Below are 24700 nucleotides of genomic sequence, written 5' to 3'. Positions count from 1 at the left end.
TTTTAGCAATGGACGTTTGGGAATCGGTAGTTGGTCAAGCGCAAGTTGTTGAACGCCTTAAAAAAGTAGCGCAAGGCGATTCAAGCAAAATCGCGCAATCATGGCTTATTTGCGGATCTACTGGATTCGGGTGTGCAAAAGTGGCAAGAGCGTTTGCAGCGGCATTGCAATCGAGTGGAAAAATCGCAAGCAACCGCGCCGCCGAAAACTCCGCCACTCAAATAAACACTCAAATAAACACAGATAAAATCGCAAGTGAAGTATTAGCTGGAACAAGCCCAGACGTAAACATTTTAAGCACGGACAAAGTTACAGTAAGCATTGACGAAGTGCGCGAACTCGTATCAATATCCGAGCAAATGCCAAGTGTTGCACCGTGGCGAATCATAATAATCGAAGACGTTGGGCGCATGCTTGAGCGCACAACAAACGTTTTGCTAAAAGAAATCGAAGAGCCAGCACCTCGCACAATATGGATTCTTTGCGCGGCAAGCGCGGCAGATGTTTTGCCAACAATTCGTTCTAGGTCTCAAATAGTGAATTTGGCTCAACCAAGCGACCAAGATGTGCAAGAATACGTGCAACAAAGCGCACACATTGATGCAAAAACGGCGGCAAGCGTGGCTCGCATAGCTCAAGGAAACGTTGATTTAGCAATGCTTTACGCTACAAGCGAGAGTGCTAGAAGCAGAAGAGAAGAGCTTGTTGCAGGCGTTTTGCGTCTTAGCAGCGCAATAGATGCTATTATGCTTGCACAAACGCTAATCGAAGATGCTAAAAGCCAGGCAGAAGACGAAGTGCAAAAGTCTGTTGAAGCTGAGCAAAGCGAGTTTTTGCGCATAAATGGCATTAAGCCAACAGATAAAATCCCACCTAAAATTCGTAGCGCATACAATGCGATTGGCAAAAAAGACGATGTTAAGCGCAAAGTCACTCGCGTAAGCAGAGACGTTTTAAACCGCGCAATAGATGCGATTTGCAGCGTGTACAGAGATGTGCTTGTTGTGCTAAACAATGCGCAATCGCAAACACCACTTGTGAATCAAGAATTTAAAGCAGAAATTATGCAGCTTTCTAAAAAGAATACAGCAGAGCGCGCGCTTAAATGCCTGGACGCGCTTGCGGTTGCTAAAAAGCGGCTTGCTGGCAATGGAAACGCAACGCTTGTTTTTGAAGCACTTTTATGTGCGCTTTGACTGAGCTTGAAATTGCATAACGCATTTCAAGCTCCTTCAAAGCGCTGAGCCGCTCAAGGCAGAAGCACTGCTTCTGCGCGGCGAAGACGCTCGCGCAGCTAACCTGCGCGAGCGATGGGTCAAATTTGGTACAAAGTGCGGAAGTTTTTCCGCTTTCCTGCGAGTTTTTTTAATTTTGTGTATTTGTGTATTTGTGTAAAAATGAATTATTTCCTATAGTCACAGCGGTAGTAGATACTTAAATTATGAATATTTCTACAGATTTCACCACTATTCCAGACAACTTTGCAAAAGCTGCGCCGGAAGAAAACAAGATTAACGGCGTTCCAGTCGTGTCTTTTCCATTTTATGTAGACAAGTTGCCGGATTTTGTGCACTACTTGCATTGGCGATTTGTAGACGACGACGCTATACCAGTGTGCGGATTTCAGTGGATTCATTGGGTTGTGGCAAATGTTCCAGTGGAAGCGCTTATGTTTGACTTTAATGACTCGCGCGCTTTGCAAATTCCGCAAGACTTTTCGCGCACAATGCCAACTATGATTCCAGAAGTTGTACAAGGGCGAAACTCGCAAGCTAGCCGATTTGTGGGTTGCACAGACCCTGCAATTACAATGCGCTACAATGGCCCGCAGCCGCCAGACAAGGATCACGACTACATGCTAGAAGTGTTCGGCACGCAAAAGCCTCTTCCAAATCTTAAAGAAGGCTTCTATCTTAACGAAATGATGAATGAAATCAGGCATTACGATTCGTATGTAGACGTTAACGGATTATATTTGCGAGGAAAAGCTTAGAATTTAGGATTTAGGCTTTATATGACTTCGTGCGGATTAGTCGCAAGCAGCTTACGACTATATATGCGTGCGTAAAATAGTCAAAAATAAGCAAAACCAATCAAACTAATCTAAACAAACAAAATAATCAAAAATAATCAAATAACCAAAATAATCAAAAATTAGAAAAATGAGGATGCAAATATGGCATGCACAACAATTTTAGTAGGACGCAAAGCGAGCTACGACGGATCCACGCTTATCGCGCGTAACGAAGACTCAGCAAATGGCGAGTTTAATCCAAAGCGTTTAGTGGTAGTAAAGCCGCAAGACCAGCCTCGCGTTTATAAGTCCGTGCTTAGCCACGTAACAGTAGAGCTTCCAGATAATCCAATGCAATACACAAGCGTTCCAAACGCAGACTTGCGCGAAGGAATTTGGGGAGAAGCTGGCGTTAACGAAGCAAACGTGGCAATGAGCGCAACCGAAACGCTTACATCCAACGAGCGCGTGCTGGGCGCAGACCCAATGGTGGAGCTTCAAAAAGCGCAAGGTAAGGAAGGCGACGCTGATTATAAGTCAGAAGTGCCAGGAGGAATTGGCGAAGAAGACTTCTTAACGCTTGTTTTGCCTTATATTCGTAGCGCTCGCGAAGGCGTTGAGCGTTTGGGCGCGTTGCTTGAAAAGTACGGCACTTACGAGATGAACGGCGTTGCATTCTCGGATGTAAACGAGATTTGGTGGATGGAAACTGTTGGCGGACACCACTGGATTGCTAAGCGCGTGCCAGACGAGGCGTATGTTGTTATGCCAAACCAGCTTGGAATCGACGAGTTCGATTTGGAAGACGCTTTGGGAGACCAAGAAGAGCACATGTGCTCGGCTGATTTGCTTGAGTTTATTGAAGAAAACCACTTAGATTTGTCGGTTGAAAACGCTTCGCCATTTAATCCTCGTGATGCTTTTGGCTCTCATTCAGATGCCGACCACGTGTACAACACTCCTCGCGCGTGGTTTATGGAGCGTTTCTTGAATCCTTATGACGAAGTGTGGGATGGTAAAGACGCTGATCACAAGCCAGATAGCAACGATATTCCGTGGGCGCGTCAGCCTGAGCGCAAAGTGACGGTTGAAGACGTTAAGTACGTGCTTAGCTCGCACTATCAGGGCACTGAGTACGATCCTTACGGCAAGCTTGGCGATGAGCATACTCGTCATCTTTTCCGTCCAATCGGCATCAATCGTCAAAGTCAGCTGGCTGTTATGCAAATCCGCCCTTACGTGCCAGAAGCGTTCCGCACAATTCAGTGGATGGCGTACGGCTCTAACCCATTTAATGCGCTTGTGCCGTTCTATCCAAATGTAAACGAAACTCCAAAGTATTTGGAAGATACGACTACTCGCGTAACAAGCGAAAACTTCTATTGGGAGAATCGCATTATTGCAGCTCTTGCGGATGCCGCATTTAACGACACTGCAAACGCGATTGAGCGTTACCAAGAAGTTGTCGGTTCCCTTGGTCACGCAATGGTTAAGTCTACGGATGCTGCCGTGGCAGACATTCTTGGCGTTTCTTTGAAGGATTACGAACCAGAACGTGAAGGTAATGAAGGCGAAGATTACGATGATTTAGTTCGCGATCCTGAAGCTATTATTGCAGAGCTTCGTAACGACAAAGTGCGTGAAGCTTTGGCTGAAGCGAACGACGATATGGCAGCAAAGTTGAAGAAAGAAACAGATTCTTTGCTTGACACAGTGCTGTACATAACTAGCATGCGTATGAAGAATGGTTTTAATCGTTCCGATCACTGATCGCAAGCTGTTATAGACATTAGTGATAACGCGCATAGTTTTAATGTAATATTGCTATACCACGCCCATGCAATCGTATAGTATAAAAATTGTTCATTTACATTAGCTATGCGCGTTTAATATTGAACGTTTGTTATTGAACACTATTGGGCATCTACTAGGCTTTTTGCTTATGAAAGTGGGGAATATGAGCATTCTTGATTCGTTTACTACGCAATTTGGATTAGTTAAAAAAATAGACGCCTTCGGATTTATGGATTATTTAAAGAAGAATCCAAGTGAGCAAAAAAAGCACGGTAAAGTGCTACTCGTTACAGCTGATACTCCTCTTAAGGCTTCTAGAGGAGAAGGCAAAACAACTACCACTATTGCGCTGGTAGACGCGTTGCGCGAACGCGGGGTAGATGCGGCGGCTGTTTTGCGCCAGCCAAGCATGGGCATTACTGCAGCGGGTTCAAAAGGCGGCGCTAGCGGCGGCGGAAAGTCCTCACTTTCGCACCCTGAGCTAATCGATTGGGGATTGTGCGGAGAAATGGCTGCCATTGAATGTGCGCAGAATTTGCTTGTTTCTTTTGCAGAAAAAGCGATTGACGAGGGTATTTTAGACACGATTTTAGTGCCGCGCGTAAGTGAAGTACCTTCAAGATCTTTGCGTAGTATTGCTGTTGACTTTGGCAAGAGCACGGTTGCGGAGCGCGTTGTGTTAACGCCAACTTGTGAGCTTATGCAAATTGTAGTGCTTTCGAGAAGCATGGAAGAAATCGCAAATCGCGTTGCTGCCATGATTGCTGGCACAAAAGACGGGAATCCTGTTAAATTTGGCGATTTTGTTGACTTGTGGCGAATCACAAATATTCTTGCCGATGCTGTAAAGCCTGCAAAAACTGAGACGATTAATGGTTCTCCGATTTATGTTCATTGCGGGCCATTTGCCAACGTATCTCTTGGTATTCCAAGCCTTGTAAGCGTTGAAATGGCTTGTGCGTTGCACGATGTTGTTGTTGTGGAAGCAGGCTATGGCACGGATGCTGGTGCGCAAAAGTGGCTAGATATTGCTGCTCGCGAATTTGGCGCAAAGTGGCCTGCTGCTGCGGTTGTTGTTACTCGAGCAACTACTTGGCGAGATGACGAAACGCTTGCATGGCGCTACCCGTTCCACGTTTCGCGCCTTGAGTCGCTTGATATTCCTACTTTCCCTCTTATTAATTTGTGGGAAGGGGAAGATAGCCAAGTTCCAGATTTGCTTGAGCAAGCTAAGACTTTGGGATTCCGTAAGCCGATTGTTGGCAATTTATTCCGAGATGGCGGAGATGGATTGGCAGATCAGCTAGACGATTTTGTGTCTGTGATTACCGCTGATGCTGAAACGAAAGTTCCAGAAAGTAGGCGAGGAAAGTCGCTTCGCGAGCGCATTAATCTGCTTTGCTCCGAGGCGTATGGTGTGCCTGCTGAGCGCGTAATCGACAAAGCAGGTTTTGCTGATTCGTTGAAGGAAGCGCAGGATTTGTGCAATAAGGCTGGTGTTGATTTTGATAGCTTGGCTCTTGTTGCTGTAAAGTCGCCAGCAACCATGACTGATGACGATCACGCGCCTGAAGATTCTCGCACTGTAACTTTAAAGAAAGTAGAAGTTCACGCTGGAGCTGGGGTTGTTCAAGTCAACCTTACATCTTCACTAACAACGCCAATGCCAAAAATCGTGTGATCTTTCTCAACTATTTCCGCTTTTTGTAGTTAGACACGCTGATTAGAGCTACAAAAAGCGGAATTGTTTTCCCGAGTTTGTACCAAATTTGACCTAAATCACGTACAATCTCGGGCAGGTCCTGTCGTTCGCGCGGTCTAAGCGCGCGAACGACTTCGCTTGCGTTGAAAACACACTGTGCTTTCAACTTTGAGCAAGCTCAGCGCTCCGAATTACCTTCGCGCTACGCTCTAAGCTCGAAGACAGGTCGATTAGCACGCAAATGTGCGACGAAGCCAATCGCAAGCAAGATCAATCCACTGCTGAACTTCTGGTTGTACAAACTCAGGAATCACTGCGCCATTTTCATCGCGCTTAGCAGTTTCTTTAACAGCCAAAGCCAAGCCGTGCGGACCCTTAGGGAACAAATGTGCTTCCACGCTTACGCCAGCTTTAACACAAGCATTAATAAACATAATTGAGTTTTGAACTGGAACCGTTTGGTCTGTAATCGTTTGCCAAACGAACACAGGTGGAGTCTTAGAATACACGTGATTTTCCAGCGAAAGCTGTTCAACGAGTTGCGCGCGAGTGTTAGAATCTACGTCTCCAAAAAGACGGTCGAAAGTTGGCTTATGTGCGTATTCGCCAGCGGAAATCACTGGGTAAGCAAGCATAAGAGCGTTTGGACGAACGTCATTTGCGTTGTATCCATTTGTTTCTTCAACATCGTCGCTAACGCTAGTCGCAAGATTTGCTGCAACATGGCCTCCTGCAGAGAATCCAATAATCGCCACTTTTTGCGCATCTACATGCCATTCTTTTGCATTATCGCGAATCAATTGCATAGCTTGTGCTGCTTCCAAAAGCTGAGTCGGGTGTGCACTAGGCACAAGAGAATAGCGCAGAACAAATGCGTGGAATCCAGCAGCAGCAAACTTCATAGCAACAGGTTCTGCTTCGCGATTAGAAACGCGCAAGAATCCGCCGCCTGGCAAAATCAGCACTGCTGGGCGTGTTTGATCCCCTTCGCTATCTAAGTTGTCATCTAAAACATATCCAGTAAGAAGCGCGTTGCTACCGTCAATGCCTTTAATTTGGCGTTCTATAATCTTCATGGTATCTCTTTTCGTTTTGCTTATTTGCAATTTATGTTAAGCATAATTACTAAGCGCAATTACTAAGCATAATTCTAATCAAATATCTTATTTTTTAAGTGCGTTATTTTATAAATTCGTGTAGAGTCTTAAGAGGTTTTATAAGGAGATTTAAGATGCGTAATGAAGAAGATAATTTGGGTAAAGTTGTTCTTGCAGCCACTCCTATTGGCAATATGGGAGATGCTTCATCGCGCTTGATTAATCTTCTAGAAACCGCGGATATTGTTGCAGCGGAAGACACGCGCAGGCTTTACGATCTTGCAAATCGCCTTGGCGTGCATGTTTCTGGGCAAGTTATTGCATATCATGATCACAATGAGCACAATAAGGCAGATGGCTTGCTGGATAAGGTTGAGCAAGGCAATACCGTTCTTGTTGTTTCCGACGCTGGTATGCCTACGATTAACGACCCAGGGCTTGCGATCGTTCGCCGTGCAATAGAGCGCGATTTGCCTGTTACTTGCGCTCCTGGGCCGAGTGCCGTACTAGATGCTCTAGCGCTTTCTGGCTTGCCAACAGACCGTTTTTGCTACGAAGGTTTTTTGCCGCGTAAATCTGGAGACAGACAGCAGCATTTGCGCTCGCTTCTTTCAGAGCGGCGAACAATCGTTTTTTATGAGGCGCCGCACAGAATTGCGGAGTCAATGGAAGATCTTCTTGCAGTTTTTGGCGCAGATCGCAAAATGGCGTTATGTCGCGAGCTTACAAAGGATTTTGAGGAAATAAGGCGAGGAACAATTTCTCAAATATGCAAAAGCGTAGAAAACGACCCTCCGCGCGGAGAAATTGTTCTTGTGATTGCGGGAGCTAGCGATGAAGAAATCAAGCAGCAAAACATTGATTTGAGCGTTGAACAGCTTGCGCAAATGTCTTACGATCTTTCGCAAAACGAGGGTTTGCGTATTAAAGATGCTATAACGCGTATTGTTTCACAAAATCCTCTTTCAGACGGTTCTTTTGCGAATCGTAAAGAAGTTTATGCTGCTTGTTTAAACATCAAGTCATGAAATCTGTTTCGCGTAATCGTAGCTTTCTAAAAGTACGTCTAAGCTATGCTTAACATCTGGACCGCCTTTCTGTGAAATATACTCCAGTATTTTTGCGTCAGCGGCTGGGTTTGCTATAACCCATTTTCGTAAGTGCGGAATGTTTCTCGCTATGTGCCAAAGTATTTCTTTGTCTGTATTTTCACAGCATGCTACTTGCTCTGTGAGAATAATTGGCGGTTTTGGCGGTAGGTCTTTTGTTTGTGTTTTATGGAAATTTTCTGTATTTTCTTGTACTTGATTTAAGTGTTCAATATTAATATTCATAAAAAATATCTTCCTGTTCTATAACGTTTTTTAGCCAATCTTTTGCTTTTTGTGCTCCTGGAAAATGTGGGTTGCTGTTTATGATTTTTTCGCATTCTTTAAAGCTTGTGTCATATTCTTGAATCAGATTGAAAATTGTGTCTTTTTTGCGTATCTCGTCGTAAATATTTTTAGACGGTGTTAATGCTATGTCGCAGATTGTTCGAGCAGGAGATGTTATGCGCAAATCTTTAATCACCTTTTGTTCTCTCTTCAACAATTTTCGTCTGAATACTCGTAATGGATGATCATGTGGCACTACACGATAATGGCTGCCAGAGATAATGTCTAATATGTTTGGAATTGTTCCTCCAAGCCAAATCCATGATGCTGTAAACATGCATGCTGCAGAGTCTCGTGGTATTAGTTTTTTGAGTATTTTGCACCGCCCCTCAATGGACTTTGCAGTGGAATGTGCAAATCCGCTTCTTATTGACAATCGTTCAAAAGCTCCGAATTTAGATAATTTCTTCATGCACAATGGTCCTGGCAGATGCGTTGTGTCTAGTAAGGTTGGAAGATTTTTACTAATGTCAATGTGTTGATTTTTATTGTCGTAATTTTCAAGAATTATTTTTGTTTCTTGAGCTATATCTTTAGTCGTACTGTATTTATTCGCATCATAGTTTCTGCTTTTTGAAGTCGTTTTTGAATTGTGCCTTGAAGTCTGTCTTGAAGTCTGTCTTGAAGTCTTTTTTAAATTTTTAGCGATTGGCTTGATCGTGGATTTATCTGTTCTTTTATTTGTTTGCTTATCGGTTGTTTTGCATGTGTATTTACTTGTAGTATTAGTCGAATTGTTAATAGTTTTGTTTGCAATAATTTCTGCTTCGTTATTCATAATCCCTCCTTTCTTGTTAGACATAATGATTGGGAATAATTTTTTAGACATATGGTTTTAGACATATGGTTTTAGACAGAATAGATACGTTTGTTCATGTTGTCCATAAGATTTTTGCGAAATGTGTAAAAGTGGATTTTTAAGCATTTTTACATTAAAAAATGTGCATATGTGTATATGTTTTTTATTAAGGTGTCCTCGCTGAACAAGATAATATTTGGCTATGAGTCATATTTTGGTGAATGTTGCATGGCCTTACGCAAATGGCCCTCGTCATATTGGTCACGTTGCAGGATTTGGTGTTCCTTCAGACGTGTATGCGCGTTATGAGCGTATGAAGGGCAATGACGTGCTTATGGTTTCTGGTACAGACGAACATGGCACGCCGATTTTAGTTGAGGCAGATAAAGAAGGCGTTAGTGCTCAGGAGCTTGCAAACCGCTATAATCGCGTGATTACTAAAGATTTGTGCGATTTGGGTTTAAGCTACGATTTGTTTACGCGCACGACTACAGCAAATCACGAGCATGTTGTTCAAGAGATGTTCCGTCAGTGCTTAAAGAACGGATACATTTATAAGGGTACTCAGAAGGTTGCGATTTCGCCTTCTACAGGTCGTACTCTTCCAGACCGCTACATTGAAGGCACATGCCCACTTTGCGGCGCGGATGGTGCTCGAGGCGACCAGTGCGATGCTTGCGGAAACGAGTTGGATCCAGATGAGCTTATTAACCCTGTATCCAAGATTAACGGTGAGACTCCGCGATTTGAAGAAACAGAGCATTACTTCCTCGATTTGCCTGCTTTAGCTGATGCTAATTTAAGCTGGCTTAATTCAAGGGATGGTTGGCGTACAAATGTTATCAACTTCTCGATTGGATTATTTAAGGAAGTTAAGCCTCGAGCTATTACGCGTGATATTGACTGGGGTATTCCTGTTCCTGTAGAAGGATGGGTTGATAACCCGAATAAGCGCCTGTATGTGTGGTTTGACGCTGTTATTGGCTACTTGTCTGCATCTATTGAATGGGCACGTCGTCAAGGTAAGCCGGATGCTTGGCGCGATTGGTGGTGTGACCCTAAGTCTCCTGGCTATTACTTTATGGGCAAAGATAACATTACTTTCCATTCTCAGATTTGGCCTTCAGAAATGCTTGCGTATAATGGCGCTGGCTCTAAGGGTGGCGAGGCTGGAGTTTATGGCCCGCTGAATATGCCTGAGCAAGTTGTTGCTTCTGAGTTTATGACTATGGAAGGCAAGAAGTTCAGTTCTTCGCGTGGAATTGTGATTTACGTGAAGGATATTTTGGCGCGTTATCCTGTGGATGCTGTGCGTTACTACATTTCTATTGCTGGTCCTGAAAATTCTGATGCCGACTTTACTTGGGCAGAATTTGTTCGTCATAATAACGAAGAGCTTGCTGCCAGCTGGGGTAATTTGGTAAATCGTGTCGCTAATTTGATTCATAAGAATTTCGGAGAGATTCCTGCTCTGGATGAAAATTCAATGACAGATATGGATCGCGCTTTGCTCGATCAAACCTCTAATGCTTTTGAGATTGTTGGTGGTTTGATTGAACGTCATCATCAGAAGAATGCGCTTAACGAGGCAATGCGTGTTGTGTCGGATATAAACAAGTATATTTCTGCAACTGAGCCTTGGAAGATTAAAGATGATGAAGCACGTCTTGGTACTGTTTTGCACGTTGCAGCTCAAGCTGTTTCTGATGCTAATCATTTACTTGCTCCATTCTTGCCACATTCTGCGCAAAAAGTGTGGGAAGCTCTTGGTGGTACGGGTGTGTTCTCGCCTCTGCCAAGAATTGAAGAGGTGACTGACTTAGATAATCCAGATTTTAAGTATCCGATTATTACTGGCGACTATCGTCTTGGCGAAACTGTTCACCCGTGGGAGAGTGAGGAATTAGTGACTGGTACGCCTGTCGCTAAGCCAACTCCGATTTTTGCCAAAATTCCTAAAGAGGCTATTGATGAGGAGCTTGAGCGTTTTGAATCTGCGCTTGCTGCTCGTCGTAAAGCTGACGAAGAAAGATTGGCTGCGGCTAAAAAATCACTAGAATCTAAGTGATTAAACGAAAAATTTTAAGTTATAGTGATGCATGTAACAAAAAATAGGTTGACTATCAGGATTTAAAAAATTTTTTAAGGAAATTTTTAGGTTATATGCGTGTTTTGCGAGAAAAGTGTGGTTATAATGAGTATTGCTGATGGTTATCCATCAGTGAGGTTCGTTCGCGAACCCCATAACTGAAACCTTCTTCTCTCTTTCTCTCTGCCCCGGTGGGTCTTCTCTTTCCCACCGGGCTTCTTTTTATCTTTTTTAACTGTTCGCTGCTTACCCCGATTTTGTAGCTGATTTACGGCGTGTAGGGCTACAAAAAGCGGAAATTTATGGCTTGTGTAGTGCGTTTGTATCACGACACGCCGTAAACTAGGTACAAACGCACTACATGATTACGCCAAATGTGGTAGAGATTCGAGATTTTTCGCAGCGAAAGAGGCGAGCCTCAGCGCCGAAGGTGGTGACTCGCCGAGAGAGCAAGAAAAATCGAGAATCTCAGCGATGAAAACCACGTAAAAGTTCCAGATATTCAGAAGGTTTGATGTATTTCTATACGAGCAATAAAAGAGGAGCGTAGCGACGGGACTTGCGAGGAGAGAAATACTCAAACCTCGCGCAATACCAAGTAAGGAGCGCGCAACCCCAAATAGGAAAGCGCAATAAAATAAAAAACGCAGATTGCATTTGTAATTTGCGTTTGCAATCTGCGTTTATAAATCAGTTACACTCTATATCAAGTTTAGCGGCAGCGCTTTGTAAGTGGAATCCACGGATCAAGCATTACAGGCTCCTGATCCAATATTGCTCGCGTTGCTTCATCAAGATACTTCTTGTTAATAATGATTTCTGTAACGTAGCGGTCAAACCACTGCGCGGATCCAACGTAGTATCCGTCTTCGCCGTTATCTTTACCCCAGCTGTTTTCAATCTTCCAGCGGTCTGGCTCACCATCTTTGTTAAGGTTTACGCCAGTAAAGGTCATTGCGTGGTTGCCTGGGCAATCCATATATTCCAAACCTTTAGCTTTGTCGAATGTAAACTCTACATCGAATAGCTCGTCTACGCGCACAACTGCTGGGTCAAAGAACCCATCTTGCCTTAGCGAGAATTGCGTGCAATCGCAAGCAAACCAAATTGGATGTCCGTCTTTTAGCTGATCGACAGCTGCTTTTCGGAATACTTCTAGCGCAACGTTTGCAAACTCCATTTCCTTCGTCTCAGCAACGTTTGTGGTGTATTTAAGCTGATAGAGCTTGTTGAACGGAGTGTGTTCCATTGGGGAGTTGCACAAGCTCACAAAGTCGTTTACGTCAATTGGAACGTATTTCTTTGCGAATTCTAGTGGTGTTATTCCATATTCGCGAATCATTGGACGATCGTCTTTGCCAGTCTTTGGCTTATCGTCCTTCTTATCGTCTTCTTTGGCTTCGTTCTTTTTGTCGTCCTTTTCGTCTTTCTTATCGTCGTCATCTTTAGTACGTGCAATAAAGTCGAAACGCTCTGGTGGCTCGCCAAGTGCGATAGCTGTCATACGGTATACGGTTTCAAGGTCGCGGATTTTCATTTCGCGCAACTCTTCTATGGAAGTACCGTTCTTGTGTGCTTCGCGCAATTCAGCCGCGAATTCACGCAACTTGGTATTTATGTATTGTACGAATGCATCTGAGTCAATAGCATTCTGTGAATCTGGGTATGCGCTTTTTGGTACGAGTCCGTACTTGTTTACCAAGTTAACGAACATTTGCCACCATCCGCCGTCGTCGATCGGACCGTAGTTAATGTTTTCAAAGACTCGACTATCTAGGGTTTCGTCTAATGTTGCCAACACGTTTTCCAAGTACGCATTTGCCTTTTCAATCTTGTCCCAGAAGAACAGGTAGCTTTCGGAAAACTCGAAGTCGTCTAAATTCCACTTGTGCATTAATTCGTAACGCAAAGTGTTAAGGGAAGCGAACATCCAGCAACGTCCAGAGTGCTGTTGGTTTGTTATTGATCCTTGTTTTAATTCTATGGAGAAGTTGCGTGGTAAAGCGCGTTGTCCTTGATAGCTTGTTGCAGCTTTAAGAACGCCGCTTGCTACAGAAGCGTTTGCGGCTACTCGATTTGCTCGCTGTTCGTTAAAATGCTTGGAATATTCGCGCACGTTGTCTATGGTAACGGCTTTTACGTTTTCAGACATATATCTCCTTTTGTTGTTAGGTTGAAAATAGGCGAATAAGCGTTATTGTAGCGTGTTCAATGCACGAGTAGCGTTTTGCGTGATTTGTGCTTTTTAGTAGGATGCTAGTAAAACTAATTGCAATGTGTTTTGTTAGTACGAAATGTTATTGTATTTACACTTTTATTACGATTTACGAAACTAATTTTCGTAAAATTTAAATAATTCCGTTAAATATTCTGATGTTTTGTTGATTTTGTGTATTAATTTTTGTGATAATTGATATTTATTCCGTATTATTGCATGTTTATTTTAAGCAATGTACATAGGTTAGCTAAAAATATACTAATTACATGTCCCATTTATGAGGGCTTACTTAAGTGTGCCTTGAGTATGCTTTTGATTTGCTTTTGCAACTGGGTATAGCAAACGATGGCAGTGTGCAAGCTTTAGGCTTGCAGTTACCAGATGGAGGTAACAATGGTTAGACGTAGAAAAGAGTCACAATGATACGATACATCGTTAAACGATGCCTGAATTATGTTGTGATGCTGTTTGTCTCCGTATCCATGACGTATTTCTTGGCAAGTGCTTTTATGGATCCGCGATCGAATTATATGTCTAGGCATCCGCATCCACCAATTCCTTCGATTAACCGTTCTTTGGATTTGGCGAACATTAACGACCAAACTCCAGTTATTACGAGATATTTGCGTTGGATTACTGGCGTTCTTACTCGTTGGGATTGGGGATTAAGCCCAGAGCAGGCTCCTGTTGGTCCTGCGATTGCGGCTCGTATTGGTGCGTCTGTCCAATTAGTTACTTGCGCAACTGTTCTTGGTATTGTTTTCGGTGTTAGTGTTGGCGTTTATACTGCTATTCGTCAGTACAAGTGGCAGGATCGAGTTCTTAACTCTATTGCTACGTTCTTGCTTGTTGTTCCAGCTGCTGTGTTTGGATTGCTTATTGTGTTAGCTGCAATTAGCGTTAACAATGCTGCTGGCTCTCGTTTATTCTTTGTTACGGGATTGCATTCTTATCAAGGTTCTAACCCTATTGCTTTTGTTCTTGACTTCTTACAGCATTTGATTTTGCCGACAATTGTTATGACTGTTCCTGGCATGGTTGGATACCATCTTACGCAGCGTACTTATTTGCTTGACACTATGAATGCTGATTATGTTCGCACTGCTCGTGCTAAGGGCTTGCCTTTGAACATTGCTATTCGTCGCCATGCTTTGCGTACTTCTTTGATTCCTACGGCTGTGGATGTTGCCTTCTCTATTGCAGGTGTGTTCACGGGTGCTGTGATTACTGAGACCGTGTTCGCAATTAACGGTTTGGGTAGCTATTTTGTGCAAACAATTTCTAATAATGACATTAATGGTTCTGTTGCTATTGCTGCATTCGGAGCTGTGTGTACTTTGGCTGGAGCTTTGCTGGCAGATATCTTCTCTGCTTGGCTTGATCCACGTATTCGCTTGAACTAATTGCAGAACAGTGTAGGTGTTATTGATATGAGTAAAAAAGATGTATCTTCAAACCTTCAAGAGTCTGCTGCAGACAAGAAGGCGACTGCTAATTCTTGGGGTAATTTTAAGCGCACTGGCAAGATTACGCTTTATACGCGTCGTTTCTTTAGGCGACCATCTGCCGTTGTTGGCTTGGTTCTGCTTGTGTTCTTGATTCTTCTTGCGTTGTTTGGATCTAAGATTAGTAAGTGGGGCTACGATGAGCCTGATTTTACGGCTCTTGCAACTCCTCCTAGCGCAGAGCATTGGCTTGGCACAACGCCTGGCGGTTCTGACATGTATGCGATGGTTGTTCGCGGACTTGGTCGCTCGCTTTCTATTGGTATTGTAAGCTCCATTTCTATTACAATTATTGCTGCTTTGGTTGGTACTGCTATTTCTTACTTTGAGGGTTGGTTTGAGCAGGTTGGCATGTGGGTTTTGGACATGCTTTTGATTGTTCCATCCTTCTTGCTTATTGCTTTGATTGTTAGCTCCGCGACTGGTGGCAATGATTGGCTTTGGCTTGCGTTTGGTATGACTTCCTTTGGTTGGATTGGTTATGCTCGTACGCTTAGAACTTTGACTTTGAGTTTGCGCGAGCGTGAATATGTGCGTGCAGCCAAGTTTGAAGGTGTTTCTTCGTTCCGCATTATTGTTCGCCACCTTGTTCCAAATCTTGGTTCTGTATTGATTATTAATACGGTTCTCGGTGTTATTGGTGCAATCAACGGCGAAACCGCATTGAGCTTCTTGGGTCTTGGTATCAAGGCTCCAGATACTTCTTTGGGTACTCTTCTTAATGTTGGTCAAAGTAGCGTTATGACCTCTCCTTGGGTTCTTTTGGTTCCTTCTGCGGTTTTGGTTATTTTGACTTTCTCTGTTCAGCTTATTGGCGATGGTCTTCGCGATGCGATTGATCCATATTCTAGGTCTGTTGGTAAGGCCGAGTAAGGCTTGTTGGAGGTTTAAACATGACTGATATGGTGAATGACGCAATTAAGGAAGATTCTGTGATGGAAAATCAGAACAACGAACCACTTCTTTCTGTACGCAATTTGCAAATTAGCTTTGCTTCGGAAGCTGGTACGGTTCATGCAGTACGCAATATGAATTTTGATTTGTACCGAGGAAAAACCATTGGTATTGTAGGTGAATCTGGATCTGGTAAGTCGGTTACTTCTCTTGCTGTTATGGGTTTGCTGGATAAGAACGCGTCTGTTAAGGGTTCTGTTGTTTATAAGGGCGAAGAGCTGTTAACGAAGTCTGATGCAGAGATGAGTAAGATTCGTGGCAAGAATATTGCTATGGTGTTCCAGGATCCTCTTTCTGCTTTAACTCCAGTGTTTTCTATTGGAGATCAGCTTAAGGAAGCTTTGGTTATTCATAATCCAAATATGACCGAAGATCAGATTCGTGAGCGCTCTATTGAATTGCTTAACTTGGTTGGTATTACTAAGCCAGCTGAGCGCTTAAAGGCTTTCCCTCACGAGTTTTCTGGCGGCATGCGTCAGCGCGTTATGATTGCAATGGCAATTGCTAACAACCCAGATATTATTATTGCTGATGAGCCTACTACCGCTTTGGATGTTACGATTCAGGCTCAGGTTTTGGATGTTTTGAAGAAAGCACAGAAAGAAACTGGCGCCGCAATGATCTTCATTACTCACGATTTGGGTGTTATTGCTGGCGTTGCAGACGAAGTTATTGTTATGTATGCGGGTCATTTGGTTGAGCATAATAGCGTTGAAGAGATTTTTACTCACCCAACTCAGCCATACACAATCGGCTTGCTTGGCGCTGTTCCGCGCGTTGACCAAAAGCGTACTCGCCGCTTAACTCCAATCTCTAAGCCAACAATGGATATGTTGATGGCAGAAGAAAAGAGTGGAGATACTAGCGATATGATGGGTCTTGAGGCAGAAAGCGAAACCGTTCGTGCGCTGCTTCATGCAGAAACCGAAAAAACTATTAAGCCAATGTTTGAGGGCATTCCTCGCGAGGATCGCAAGGTTGTTTTGGATGTTAAGGGCTTAGTTAAGACATTCCCAATTACTGGTGGCGGTTTCTTGCGACGCAAGGTTGGCGAAGTTCGCGCTGTTGATGGCATTGACCTTGAGATTCGCGAAGGCGAAACTGTGGCCCTTGTTGGCGAATCTGGTTCTGGTAAGTCAACTACTTTGATGGAAATCATGAGTTTAAAGAAGCCAGAAGCTGGCTCTATTACAGTTTTTGGCACCGATCTTAACGATAAGTTGACTAAAGAGCAGCGTCGCGAGCTTCGTTCTAAGATTCAATACGTGTTCCAGGATCCTATGAGCTCTCTTGATCCTCGTATGCTTGTTTACGATATTTTGGCAGAGCCTCTTCATGTTCAAAAGAAGTCTAAAGAAGAGATTCGTCAGCGTATTGCGGAGCTTATGCAGCTTGTTGAGCTGAATCCAGATCAGGTTGATCGATTCCCAACTCAGTTCTCTGGTGGTCAGCGTCAGCGTATTGCTATTGCTCGTGCTTTGGCTGTGAATCCTAAGCTTTTGCTTCTTGATGAGCCTGTTTCTGCTTTGGATGTTTCTATTCAGGCTGGCATTATCAACTTGCTTGAAGACTTGCAGGATAAGTTGGGAGTTGCATACTTGTTCGTGGCTCACAATATGGCAGTTGTTCGTCACATTTCTAGCAGAATTGCTGTTATGTACCATGGACGCATTGTTGAATCTGGAGAAACGGATGAGGTGTTTGATAATCCTAAGCATCCGTACACTAAGGCTTTGATTAGTGCTGTGCCAATTCCAGATCCTACGATTGAGAAGAATCGTAAGCGTATTATTCTCAACGAAGAAGATTCGTTTGATGACGTTGCAAGCGTCTGATTCTAATCTTTTGTGAATACGCCTAAACTTTTGTTTAGGGCAATTTTGATCGCGTGTGTTATGCAAGACACACGCGATTTTTTGTTACAGGCATATAAATTCTAAAAAAAGTAATATATTTTGTTTTTTAATTAAAATAAACTAAAAAATTTTCTGTTTGACTGTTTTATGTATTTAATTTTCTTTTTTATGGATTAAATCTTAAGTAACAAAAGCTTAAATTCAGTATTTGTTAAAAAAGTCGTAACACAAAATGTCAAAAGATTAGATATACTCTACACACATACCAGAAAGCGGACATCATTTCTGGGGAATGAGAGGAATCATGAAAAAAACTAATGCAGGCAAATTAACTGTATTCGCCGCAGCTGCACTTTCTGTTGCAATGCTGCTCGGCGCTTGCGGTGGCACAACTGCTACTACAGCAGATAAGGCCAAGGGCGGTATGACCGAAGAGCCAGCCGCAGGTGTGGATACTTCCTACGCTGGCGCTCTTCCAATGCCTAAGGTTGACAAGCGTTATGACAATCCACAGCCTCGTGACAATGTTAAGGATGGCGGTACTTACACGTTCTCGCTTTCTGACATGGGTCCAAACTGGAACTACGCTTCTAACGACGGTAACACCGCGTATATGAGCACTTTGTGGGGCTTCTACCAGCCATCGCTTCCTTATTACGATACCGTTAAGGGCGAGAAGGTTAAGTACAACCCTGATTACATTACTTCTGTTAAGAAGGTTAGCGACAAGCCACTCGTAGTTCAGTACGATTTGAACCCAAAGGCTAAGTGGAACGATGGTACAGACATCGATTACACTGCTTTCAAGGCTACTTGGGAAGTTATGAATGGCCAGAACGAAGCCTACTCTGTACCATCTCACGAGGGCTATGACTGCATTGAGTCCGTTGAGCAGGGCGCAAATCCTAAGCAAGTAATCGTTAAGTACAATAAGCCATGCGCAACTTGGGAATTGCTTTTCGCTCCATTGGTTCATCCAAAGGCAACCGATCCAACCGTATTCAACCAGGGTTGGGTAAATAATCCTCACAACGAGTGGGGTGCAGGTCCATTCGAGATTCAGTCCGCAACCGAAGATCAGGTTGTTTTCGTGCGCAATCCAAAGTGGTGGGGCAAGAAGGCAAAGCTTGACAAGGTTGTTGTAAAGCGTATGGAAGATACCGCTGCAATGAACGCCTTCCAGAACGGCGAAATCGATTCCGTGGATTCCATCTCCACCAAGGATAAGGTTAAGGCTGCTCGTAGCGTTAAGGGCGCTCAGCTCCGTTACGGCTACAGCACCAAGATTCGTGTTATTAACTTAAACGCAAAGGCTGGCGCATTCAAAGACAAGGCCGTGCGTAAGGCCGTTGTCCAGGCATTCGACGTTGCCACCTACAACAAGATTCAGTTCCAGGGTATGAGCTGGAAGAGCGAGCAGCCAGGTTCGGAGCTTCTCTCCATGTTCCAGGCTGGCTACAAGAACAACCTCCCAGCTGATGGTAAGTTCAACGTAGAAAACGCTAAGAAGACTCTTGAGGCCGCTGGCTACAAGATGGGCAAAGACGGTTACTACGCTAAGAATGGTAAGACCGTTCAGTTCACATTTACCTTCTTCGGCGATGACTCTACTCAGGCAGCTCTTGCTAACGCATTCCAGGCCATGATGAAGAAGGCTGGCATGAAGTGCAAGACTGTAAACAAGCCTGCTTCTAAGTTCTCTAAGACTGTAAGCTCCTTCGACTTCCAGGTGCTTCCAATGGCTTGGGTTTCCCAATCCCCATTGAGCTTCGTGGGATCCGCTTCCCAGGTCTACGGTTCTAAGAGCGATTCCAACTTTACTGGCACTGGCAACAAGAAGATTGATGCCCTGCTCGCCAAGGTTGGTAAGACTTACGATTACAAGGAACAGACTGCATTGGCCAACAAGGCTGAGTCCATGGCTTTCGCCGAGTATGGTACGCTTCCAGTTTCTGCTCCTCCAACCTATCAGGCATACAAGAAGGGCTTCGCTAACGGCGGTCCTGCTGGATATGCTAACGTTTTTGTTGAAAACATTGGTTGGCAGAAGTGAGTAAATTTGTAGCGATAACTCGCGCAAGTTTACTAAGCTGATTGCTTAACTTATAGCATGTGGCGTGTGGTCTTTGGCTGCACGCCACATGCTTTTGAGTGCGCTTTGACTGAGCTTGAAATCAACAGGATTTCAAGCTCCTTCAAAGCGTGATTTGGCTCAATTGTGAAGCACGGTGTGCTTCACATGCCAAATCAGCCGAACGGCTATGCCGTGAGGAATAAGCGCTCGCTATGAAACTCGCTCAACACCAAACAAGAGCTGTCGATTAAACTATAAATTTAAGATTAAGTCTCAAAAAACAAAGTCAAAAATAAGGGAGAATCTAGCGCATGTATGTAAATCCAAATAAACGCAAAGACGCGAGTAACGTGCGCTGGGTTTTGCAATATTGTAAGCCAGATATGTGGAGAGTAGGCGTATCGCTAGTTCTTTTTACTATAAACGACACAATGGCAATGACAATGCCTCTGCTTTCGGGCTTTATTGTAGACAAAATAATTATTGGCAAACAGCATGATTTACTTCTTGGCGTATGCGTGCTAATGGTTGCAATGATGATTGTTCGCGTTGGATCAAGGTATATCTACCAGCTTCTAATGGAAAAGTTTGGTCAAAATGCCGTGTATCGCCTTGTAAGCGACGAGTACGAAAAGCTACATTCACTTGACTTTACGTACTTTAATCACACGCGCACAGGCGACATTATGAGCCGCATGACTTCGGATACGGACGCGATTCGCCACGTTTTAAGCTGGGTATCTTATATGGCGCTGGATTGCTTAGTGATGTTTGTGTTTGCGCTAGTTATAATGTTTTCAATACAATGGCAGCTAGCTCTAGCACTTATGGCAATTACGCCATTTTTGTTCTGGCTTGCAAGACTTATGGGCAAGAATGCTAGGCCAAAGTTCCTTGCGATTCGCGAATCGTTTGCGCGAATGAACTCAATGGTAGAAGAAAATATTGAAGGCAATCGTGTTGTAAAAGCTTTCGTGCGCGAGCCTTTTGAAACACAGAAATTCGATAAATGCAACGAAGACTACTTTAACCGCAATATTACGCTTGCAAAAAACACGCAAAAATACATGCCATGGCTTGACGGCATGGGCTTTGCGCTAGAGCTTGTAACAGTAGGATTTGGCGGATGGCTTGTACTTAATGGAAGCATGACTTTGGGCGCGTTTGTAACGTTTAACAGCTTCCTTTGGATGCTCCACATGCCAGTAAGAATGGTTGGGTGGCTTATTAACGATTGGCAGCGATTCAACGCAGGATGCGTAAATATTCGTAAGCTTCTTACGCAAGAATCGCATATTGATTTGCCATCTGCCTCCGAGAAAAACGTTAAGGTAAAGGGCCATGTAACTTTTGAACACGTTGATTTTGCGTTCCCAGATGATCTTGATTCCCCAGTTTTAAGCGATATTGATTTAGATGTTCCAGCAGGAACAAAGCTTGGAATCTTAGGCGAAACAGGAGCTGGAAAGTCAACGCTTGTAAGTCTTATAGCAAGATTCTATGATCCTACGCGTGGTCGTGTTTTGATTGATGGAAAAGACGTGCGCGAATGGCCTCTAGAAACTGTTAGGAATCAAGTTAGCATAGTTGCGCAAGAAACATTCCTGTTTTCCGATACGATTGCAGGAAATATTGGCTTTGGGTTGCCTCAAAACGAGGAAAATTGCAAAGAATTAGATAACACGATTAGGCGTATGGCAAGAATCGCAGATGCAGACGATTTTATTATGAATATGCCAGAAGGCTACGAAACTATAGTAGGCGAGCGAGGAGTTGGTCTTTCTGGCGGCCAAAAGCAGCGCTTAAGTCTTGCTCGCGCGCTAGCTAATAATCCTGCAATCTTGATTATGGACGATACAACTTCTGCAGTAGACATGGAAACTGAGGAGCATATTCAAAAAGAGCTAAAAAAGTTAGATGGTTCTCGCACAGTAATCACAATTGCGCACAGAATCTCGTCTGTTAAAGACGCAGACATGATTATTGTGCTAGATCACGGCAAAATCGTAGAACGCGGAACGCATGAGCATCTTGTGGCGTCGCATGGAAGATATTGGGAAATATACAAAAAGCAGCTTGGTATGCAAATGGGCAAAGCTTTGGGATTTGAAGATTTAGACAAGGCTAAAGGTGAGTAGAATGGCGCAACGCAACACTTATAAAGAAGATGAAAGCCAAGAAGAGCACGTAAATTTACACGAGTTGATGCGCGTTCGCAAATACATAAAGCCGTACGCATGGCAATTAGTAAAAATAGTTTTAGTTGTTATTAGCGGAAGTTGCATTATGACAATAACGCCAATGATTACAAAAACACTTATAGACGTAGTTTTGCCTAATAAAAACGTTTCGTATTTGTATGCGCTTATTGCATTGTTTGGCGTGCTTATTGTGTTGTATGAGCTTGGTTTGGCATACAGAACGCTTGCTATTACGCGACTTGGTCAAATGATAATTAAAGATATGCGCCGCGATATTTTTACGCATGTGCAATCGTTGTCGTTTGATTACTTCGATTCGCGCCCACACGGCAAGATTTTGATTCGCATAGTAAACTACATTAATACGCTTTCCGACACGCTTTCGTCTGGTTTAATCAACGTATTTTCCGATGTTTTTGTGCTAATCATTACGCTGATCGCAATGTTTTCTATAGATTGGCGAATGGCATTGTGGAGCCTTGTATTATTCCCAGTTTTTATAATCTGGACTCGCACTTTGCAAATTTTGCAACGAAAAGCGTCTAAAAAACTGTCAAATAAGCAAAGCAATCTTAACGCATATTTGCACGAATCAATCGCAGGCGTAAAAACCACTCAAACTTTTGCGCGTGAATCAGAACAATACGCTACATTCCAAGAGCAGCAGTCGGGAGTTAGAAAAGCGTGGATGCGAAACGTTAGAGTGCAAATGCTACTTTGGCCAGGAGCTTCGATTATTGAAAGCGCAGCAATTTCGCTGCTTTACTACGTTGGCATAATGAATGCAAGTAGTATGAACATAAGCACGGGTACGCTTATAGCATTTGTGTGGTATTCGAGCACTTTTTGGGAGCCAGTTGTAAACATCGGTAACTTCTACACGCAACTCGTAACATGCTCAGTGTATTTGGAGCGTATTTTTGAAACGCTAAGCATTAAGCCAAATATTGTAGATAAGCCAGATGCAAAAGAATTGCCGCAAATTAAAGGCAGGGTTGACGTAAACGACGTTGTGTTCCGCTACGAAGAGAACGGAAAGCCGATTTTGAATTTAGTTGACTTGCACATTGAGCCTGGAACAACGGTTGCGCTTGTAGGTCCTACTGGAGCGGGTAAAACAACACTTGTAAGCCTGCTTTCTAGATTCTACGACGTTTCCGAAGGCTCAATCACAATTGACGGCTACGATGTGCGCTCAATAACGTTAGCATCTTTGCGCAAACAAATGGGCGTTATGCTTCAAGACAGCTTTATATTTAGCGGAACTGTTAAAGAAAACATTCGCTACGGCAAGCTTGACGCAACAGACGAAGAGATTGAAGCTGCGGCTCGCGTAGTTCACGCGCACGAGTTTATTGAAGAATTGCCTAAAGGCTACGATACGGAAATTGAGGAGCGAGGAGCCACTCTTTCTGCAGGACAAAGGCAGCTTATATCGTTTGCCAGAGTATTACTTGCGAATCCGCGAATTCTAATTCTAGACGAAGCAACAAGCAATATAGATACGCGTACAGAAGAGGCGTTGCAAGCAGGATTAGCTCAATTGCTTAAAAATCGCACTTCTTTTGTAATTGCACACAGGCTTTCTACAATAGAGAATGCGGATTTGATTTGCGTGATTGACCATGGTCAAATCGTGGAGCGCGGAAGCCACGAGCAACTTATGGCGCAAAAAGGCGCATACTACAGGCTTGTGGAATCGCAATACGCTGCGATTAGTGCTGCGATCCAGTAAGCGCAAAAGTTGCGTTTTAAGTCACGTTTTAAGCCACGTTAAATATGTGACTACACTTGTAAATCATGAGTAAGCATCATCGCGAACATAATTGGGCACCTTCTTTAACAGAACAATCTACAATATGGGAAAATTTGCTTAAAGAAGGCATAACAATCGCAGACGACCACACGCACATGTTAAGCGTAGTAGACTTTGTGCAAAATCTTAATCAAGAATTAGCGCAAAAAGGGCGAGAACCAATTGCTGAACCAACTGCAGATGACTTAGTAAATAGTGCAAAAGCATCAGGGGTTTCGCAAATGATCGAAGTTGGATGCGAATACCCAGATTGGCAGCCGACAATAGATTTTGCAGCTGCTCACCCTGATTGCGTGCGTGCTGCAATAGCGATTCACCCAAACGAAGCGCCTCTACATGGCCATAGGGGAGCAGAAGGACCAGATGGTTTACCAGTAGTTTATAAGCCGTACCACGATATTTCATTTGATGAAGCGATGCAACACTTGCGCTCGCTAGTCGTAGATAATACCAAAGAAGTAGTTGCGATTGGCGAAACTGGTTTAGACTATTTCCGCACGGGCGAATCTGCAAGAATTTACCAGCGCGACTCATTCCGCGCGCATATAGCACTTGCAAAAGAGCTTAATTTGCCGCTTCAAATTCACGATAGAGATGCTCATAGTGATGTTGTAGAAATTTTGCTAAAAGACGGAGCGCCAGAGCGCACAGTGTTTCACAGCTATTCTGGCGGGAAAGACTTAGCTCAAGTGCTAAAAGAAAACGGATGGTACGCAAGTTTTTCTGGAACGATTAGCTATAAAGGTAACGAAGATTTACAAGAATCTGCGCGAATCATTGGCAAAGATCATATAACTGTTGAAACAGATGCGCCGTACCTTACACCAATGCCGTATCGAGGTCGTCCGAACGCGCCTTATATGGTTCCTTATACACTTGAATCGTTAGCAACCGCGCTTGACTGTTCTTTGCTAGAAGTAGCAAAGTCAACTTTAAAAACAACGAAAGAAATCTACGGTTTTTAGATGATCTAGTCTTATATTCTTGCTTTGATTAAGCCTTATTTTTCAAGGATTCTATGCTGACTTTGCTTTATATATCTGTTATTGTATACAATATTTAGGTACAAATAAATAAAACTGTAAGCAGTAAGACCATATGCGACTTCTTATTATGGCAGATTATTGCAAAGAAGAGGTCTTACT

The 24700-nt window shown here is 43.5% G+C and carries 17 protein-coding genes; 13 read left to right on the top strand and 4 right to left on the bottom strand.

The features are described from left to right. Positions 1–8: 8 nt before the first annotated feature. The 4 genes from HXT55_RS06755 (at position 9) to HXT55_RS06740 (ending at position 5489) form a co-directional block, all read left to right on the top strand. Complete coding sequence (locus tag HXT55_RS06755; RefSeq protein ID WP_116439723.1) at positions 9–1196, top strand: DNA polymerase III subunit delta'; 1188 nt, start codon at positions 9–11, stop codon at positions 1194–1196. A 245-nt stretch (positions 1197–1441) separates the two neighbouring features. Further along, positions 1442–1993, top strand: a complete 552-nt coding sequence (locus HXT55_RS06750; RefSeq protein WP_004113843.1) for a YbhB/YbcL family Raf kinase inhibitor-like protein — start codon at positions 1442–1444, stop codon at positions 1991–1993. Positions 1994–2176: 183 nt separating this feature from the next. Further along, on the top strand, positions 2177–3784 hold the full coding sequence (locus HXT55_RS06745) for a C69 family dipeptidase (RefSeq protein ID WP_246979635.1): 1608 nt from the start codon (positions 2177–2179) through the stop codon (positions 3782–3784). A gap of 187 nt (positions 3785–3971) precedes the next feature. Continuing rightward, entirely contained in the window at positions 3972–5489 is a 1518-nt protein-coding gene (locus HXT55_RS06740; RefSeq protein ID WP_064623389.1) for a formate--tetrahydrofolate ligase, read from the top strand. A 251-nt stretch (positions 5490–5740) separates the two neighbouring features. Here the strand turns inward: HXT55_RS06740 and HXT55_RS06735 are convergent, their stop codons facing one another. Then, complete coding sequence (locus HXT55_RS06735; protein WP_410309734.1) at positions 5741–6586, bottom strand: alpha/beta hydrolase; 846 nt, start codon at positions 6584–6586, stop codon at positions 5741–5743. A gap of 155 nt (positions 6587–6741) precedes the next feature. Here HXT55_RS06735 and rsmI point away from each other — a divergent pair, with 155 nt between their 5' ends. Next, the gene (rsmI, locus tag HXT55_RS06730; protein ID WP_004118187.1) at positions 6742–7635 is read left to right on the top strand and encodes a 16S rRNA (cytidine(1402)-2'-O)-methyltransferase; all 894 of its coding nucleotides are present in this window, start codon (positions 6742–6744) and stop codon (positions 7633–7635) included. Here rsmI and HXT55_RS06725 read toward each other — a convergent pair. Together HXT55_RS06725 and HXT55_RS06720 are read right to left on the bottom strand one after the other, a co-directional pair. Beyond that, positions 7630–7941, bottom strand: coding sequence for a hypothetical protein (locus tag HXT55_RS06725; RefSeq protein WP_004113848.1), 312 nt, complete (start codon positions 7939–7941; stop codon positions 7630–7632). The genes rsmI and HXT55_RS06725 overlap by 6 nt on opposite strands. Beyond that, on the bottom strand, positions 7931–8821 hold the full coding sequence (locus HXT55_RS06720; RefSeq protein WP_421792769.1) for a hypothetical protein: 891 nt from the start codon (positions 8819–8821) through the stop codon (positions 7931–7933). Before HXT55_RS06720 ends, HXT55_RS06725 begins: the two co-directional genes overlap by 11 nt. A 223-nt stretch (positions 8822–9044) precedes the next feature. On the opposite strand from HXT55_RS06720, the gene metG reads away from it, so the two are divergent. After that, entirely contained in the window at positions 9045–10910 is a 1866-nt protein-coding gene (gene metG, locus HXT55_RS06715) for a methionine--tRNA ligase (protein ID WP_004112755.1), read from the top strand. 733 nt (positions 10911–11643) lie between these two features. Here metG and HXT55_RS06710 read toward each other — a convergent pair. After that, entirely contained in the window at positions 11644–13083 is a 1440-nt protein-coding gene (locus HXT55_RS06710; RefSeq protein ID WP_004112753.1) for an aminopeptidase C, read from the bottom strand. Positions 13084–13568: 485 nt separating this feature from the next. On the opposite strand from HXT55_RS06710, the gene HXT55_RS06705 reads away from it, so the two are divergent. The 7 genes from HXT55_RS06705 to HXT55_RS06675 all read left to right on the top strand — a co-directional run bounded on the left by HXT55_RS06705 (position 13569) and on the right by HXT55_RS06675 (position 24520). Then, the gene (locus HXT55_RS06705; protein WP_004138444.1) at positions 13569–14552 is read left to right on the top strand and encodes an ABC transporter permease; all 984 of its coding nucleotides are present in this window, start codon (positions 13569–13571) and stop codon (positions 14550–14552) included. Between the two features lie 27 nt (positions 14553–14579). Further along, complete coding sequence (locus HXT55_RS06700) at positions 14580–15527, top strand: ABC transporter permease (RefSeq protein WP_004113854.1); 948 nt, start codon at positions 14580–14582, stop codon at positions 15525–15527. Between the two features lie 20 nt (positions 15528–15547). Beyond that, entirely contained in the window at positions 15548–17443 is a 1896-nt protein-coding gene (locus HXT55_RS06695; RefSeq protein WP_103013370.1) for an ABC transporter ATP-binding protein, read from the top strand. Between the two features lie 325 nt (positions 17444–17768). Continuing rightward, on the top strand, positions 17769–19517 hold the full coding sequence (locus tag HXT55_RS06690; RefSeq protein WP_004118189.1) for an ABC transporter family substrate-binding protein: 1749 nt from the start codon (positions 17769–17771) through the stop codon (positions 19515–19517). A gap of 332 nt (positions 19518–19849) precedes the next feature. After that, on the top strand, positions 19850–21676 hold the full coding sequence (locus HXT55_RS06685) for an ABC transporter ATP-binding protein (protein ID WP_421792766.1): 1827 nt from the start codon (positions 19850–19852) through the stop codon (positions 21674–21676). A 1-nt stretch (position 21677) separates the two neighbouring features. Next, a complete protein-coding gene (locus HXT55_RS06680; RefSeq protein ID WP_421792764.1) occupies positions 21678–23474 on the top strand; it encodes an ABC transporter ATP-binding protein in 1797 nt (598 codons plus the stop codon). A gap of 65 nt (positions 23475–23539) precedes the next feature. Then, positions 23540–24520, top strand: coding sequence for a TatD family hydrolase (locus HXT55_RS06675; RefSeq protein ID WP_421792762.1), 981 nt, complete (start codon positions 23540–23542; stop codon positions 24518–24520). Positions 24521–24700: the final 180 nt, after the last annotated feature.

It is taken from the genome of Gardnerella sp. KA00718, assembly GCF_049244285.1.
GTDB lineage: Bacteria > Actinomycetota > Actinomycetes > Actinomycetales > Bifidobacteriaceae > Bifidobacterium > Bifidobacterium vaginale.
This window is presented reverse-complemented; position numbering and strand designations above follow the sequence as displayed.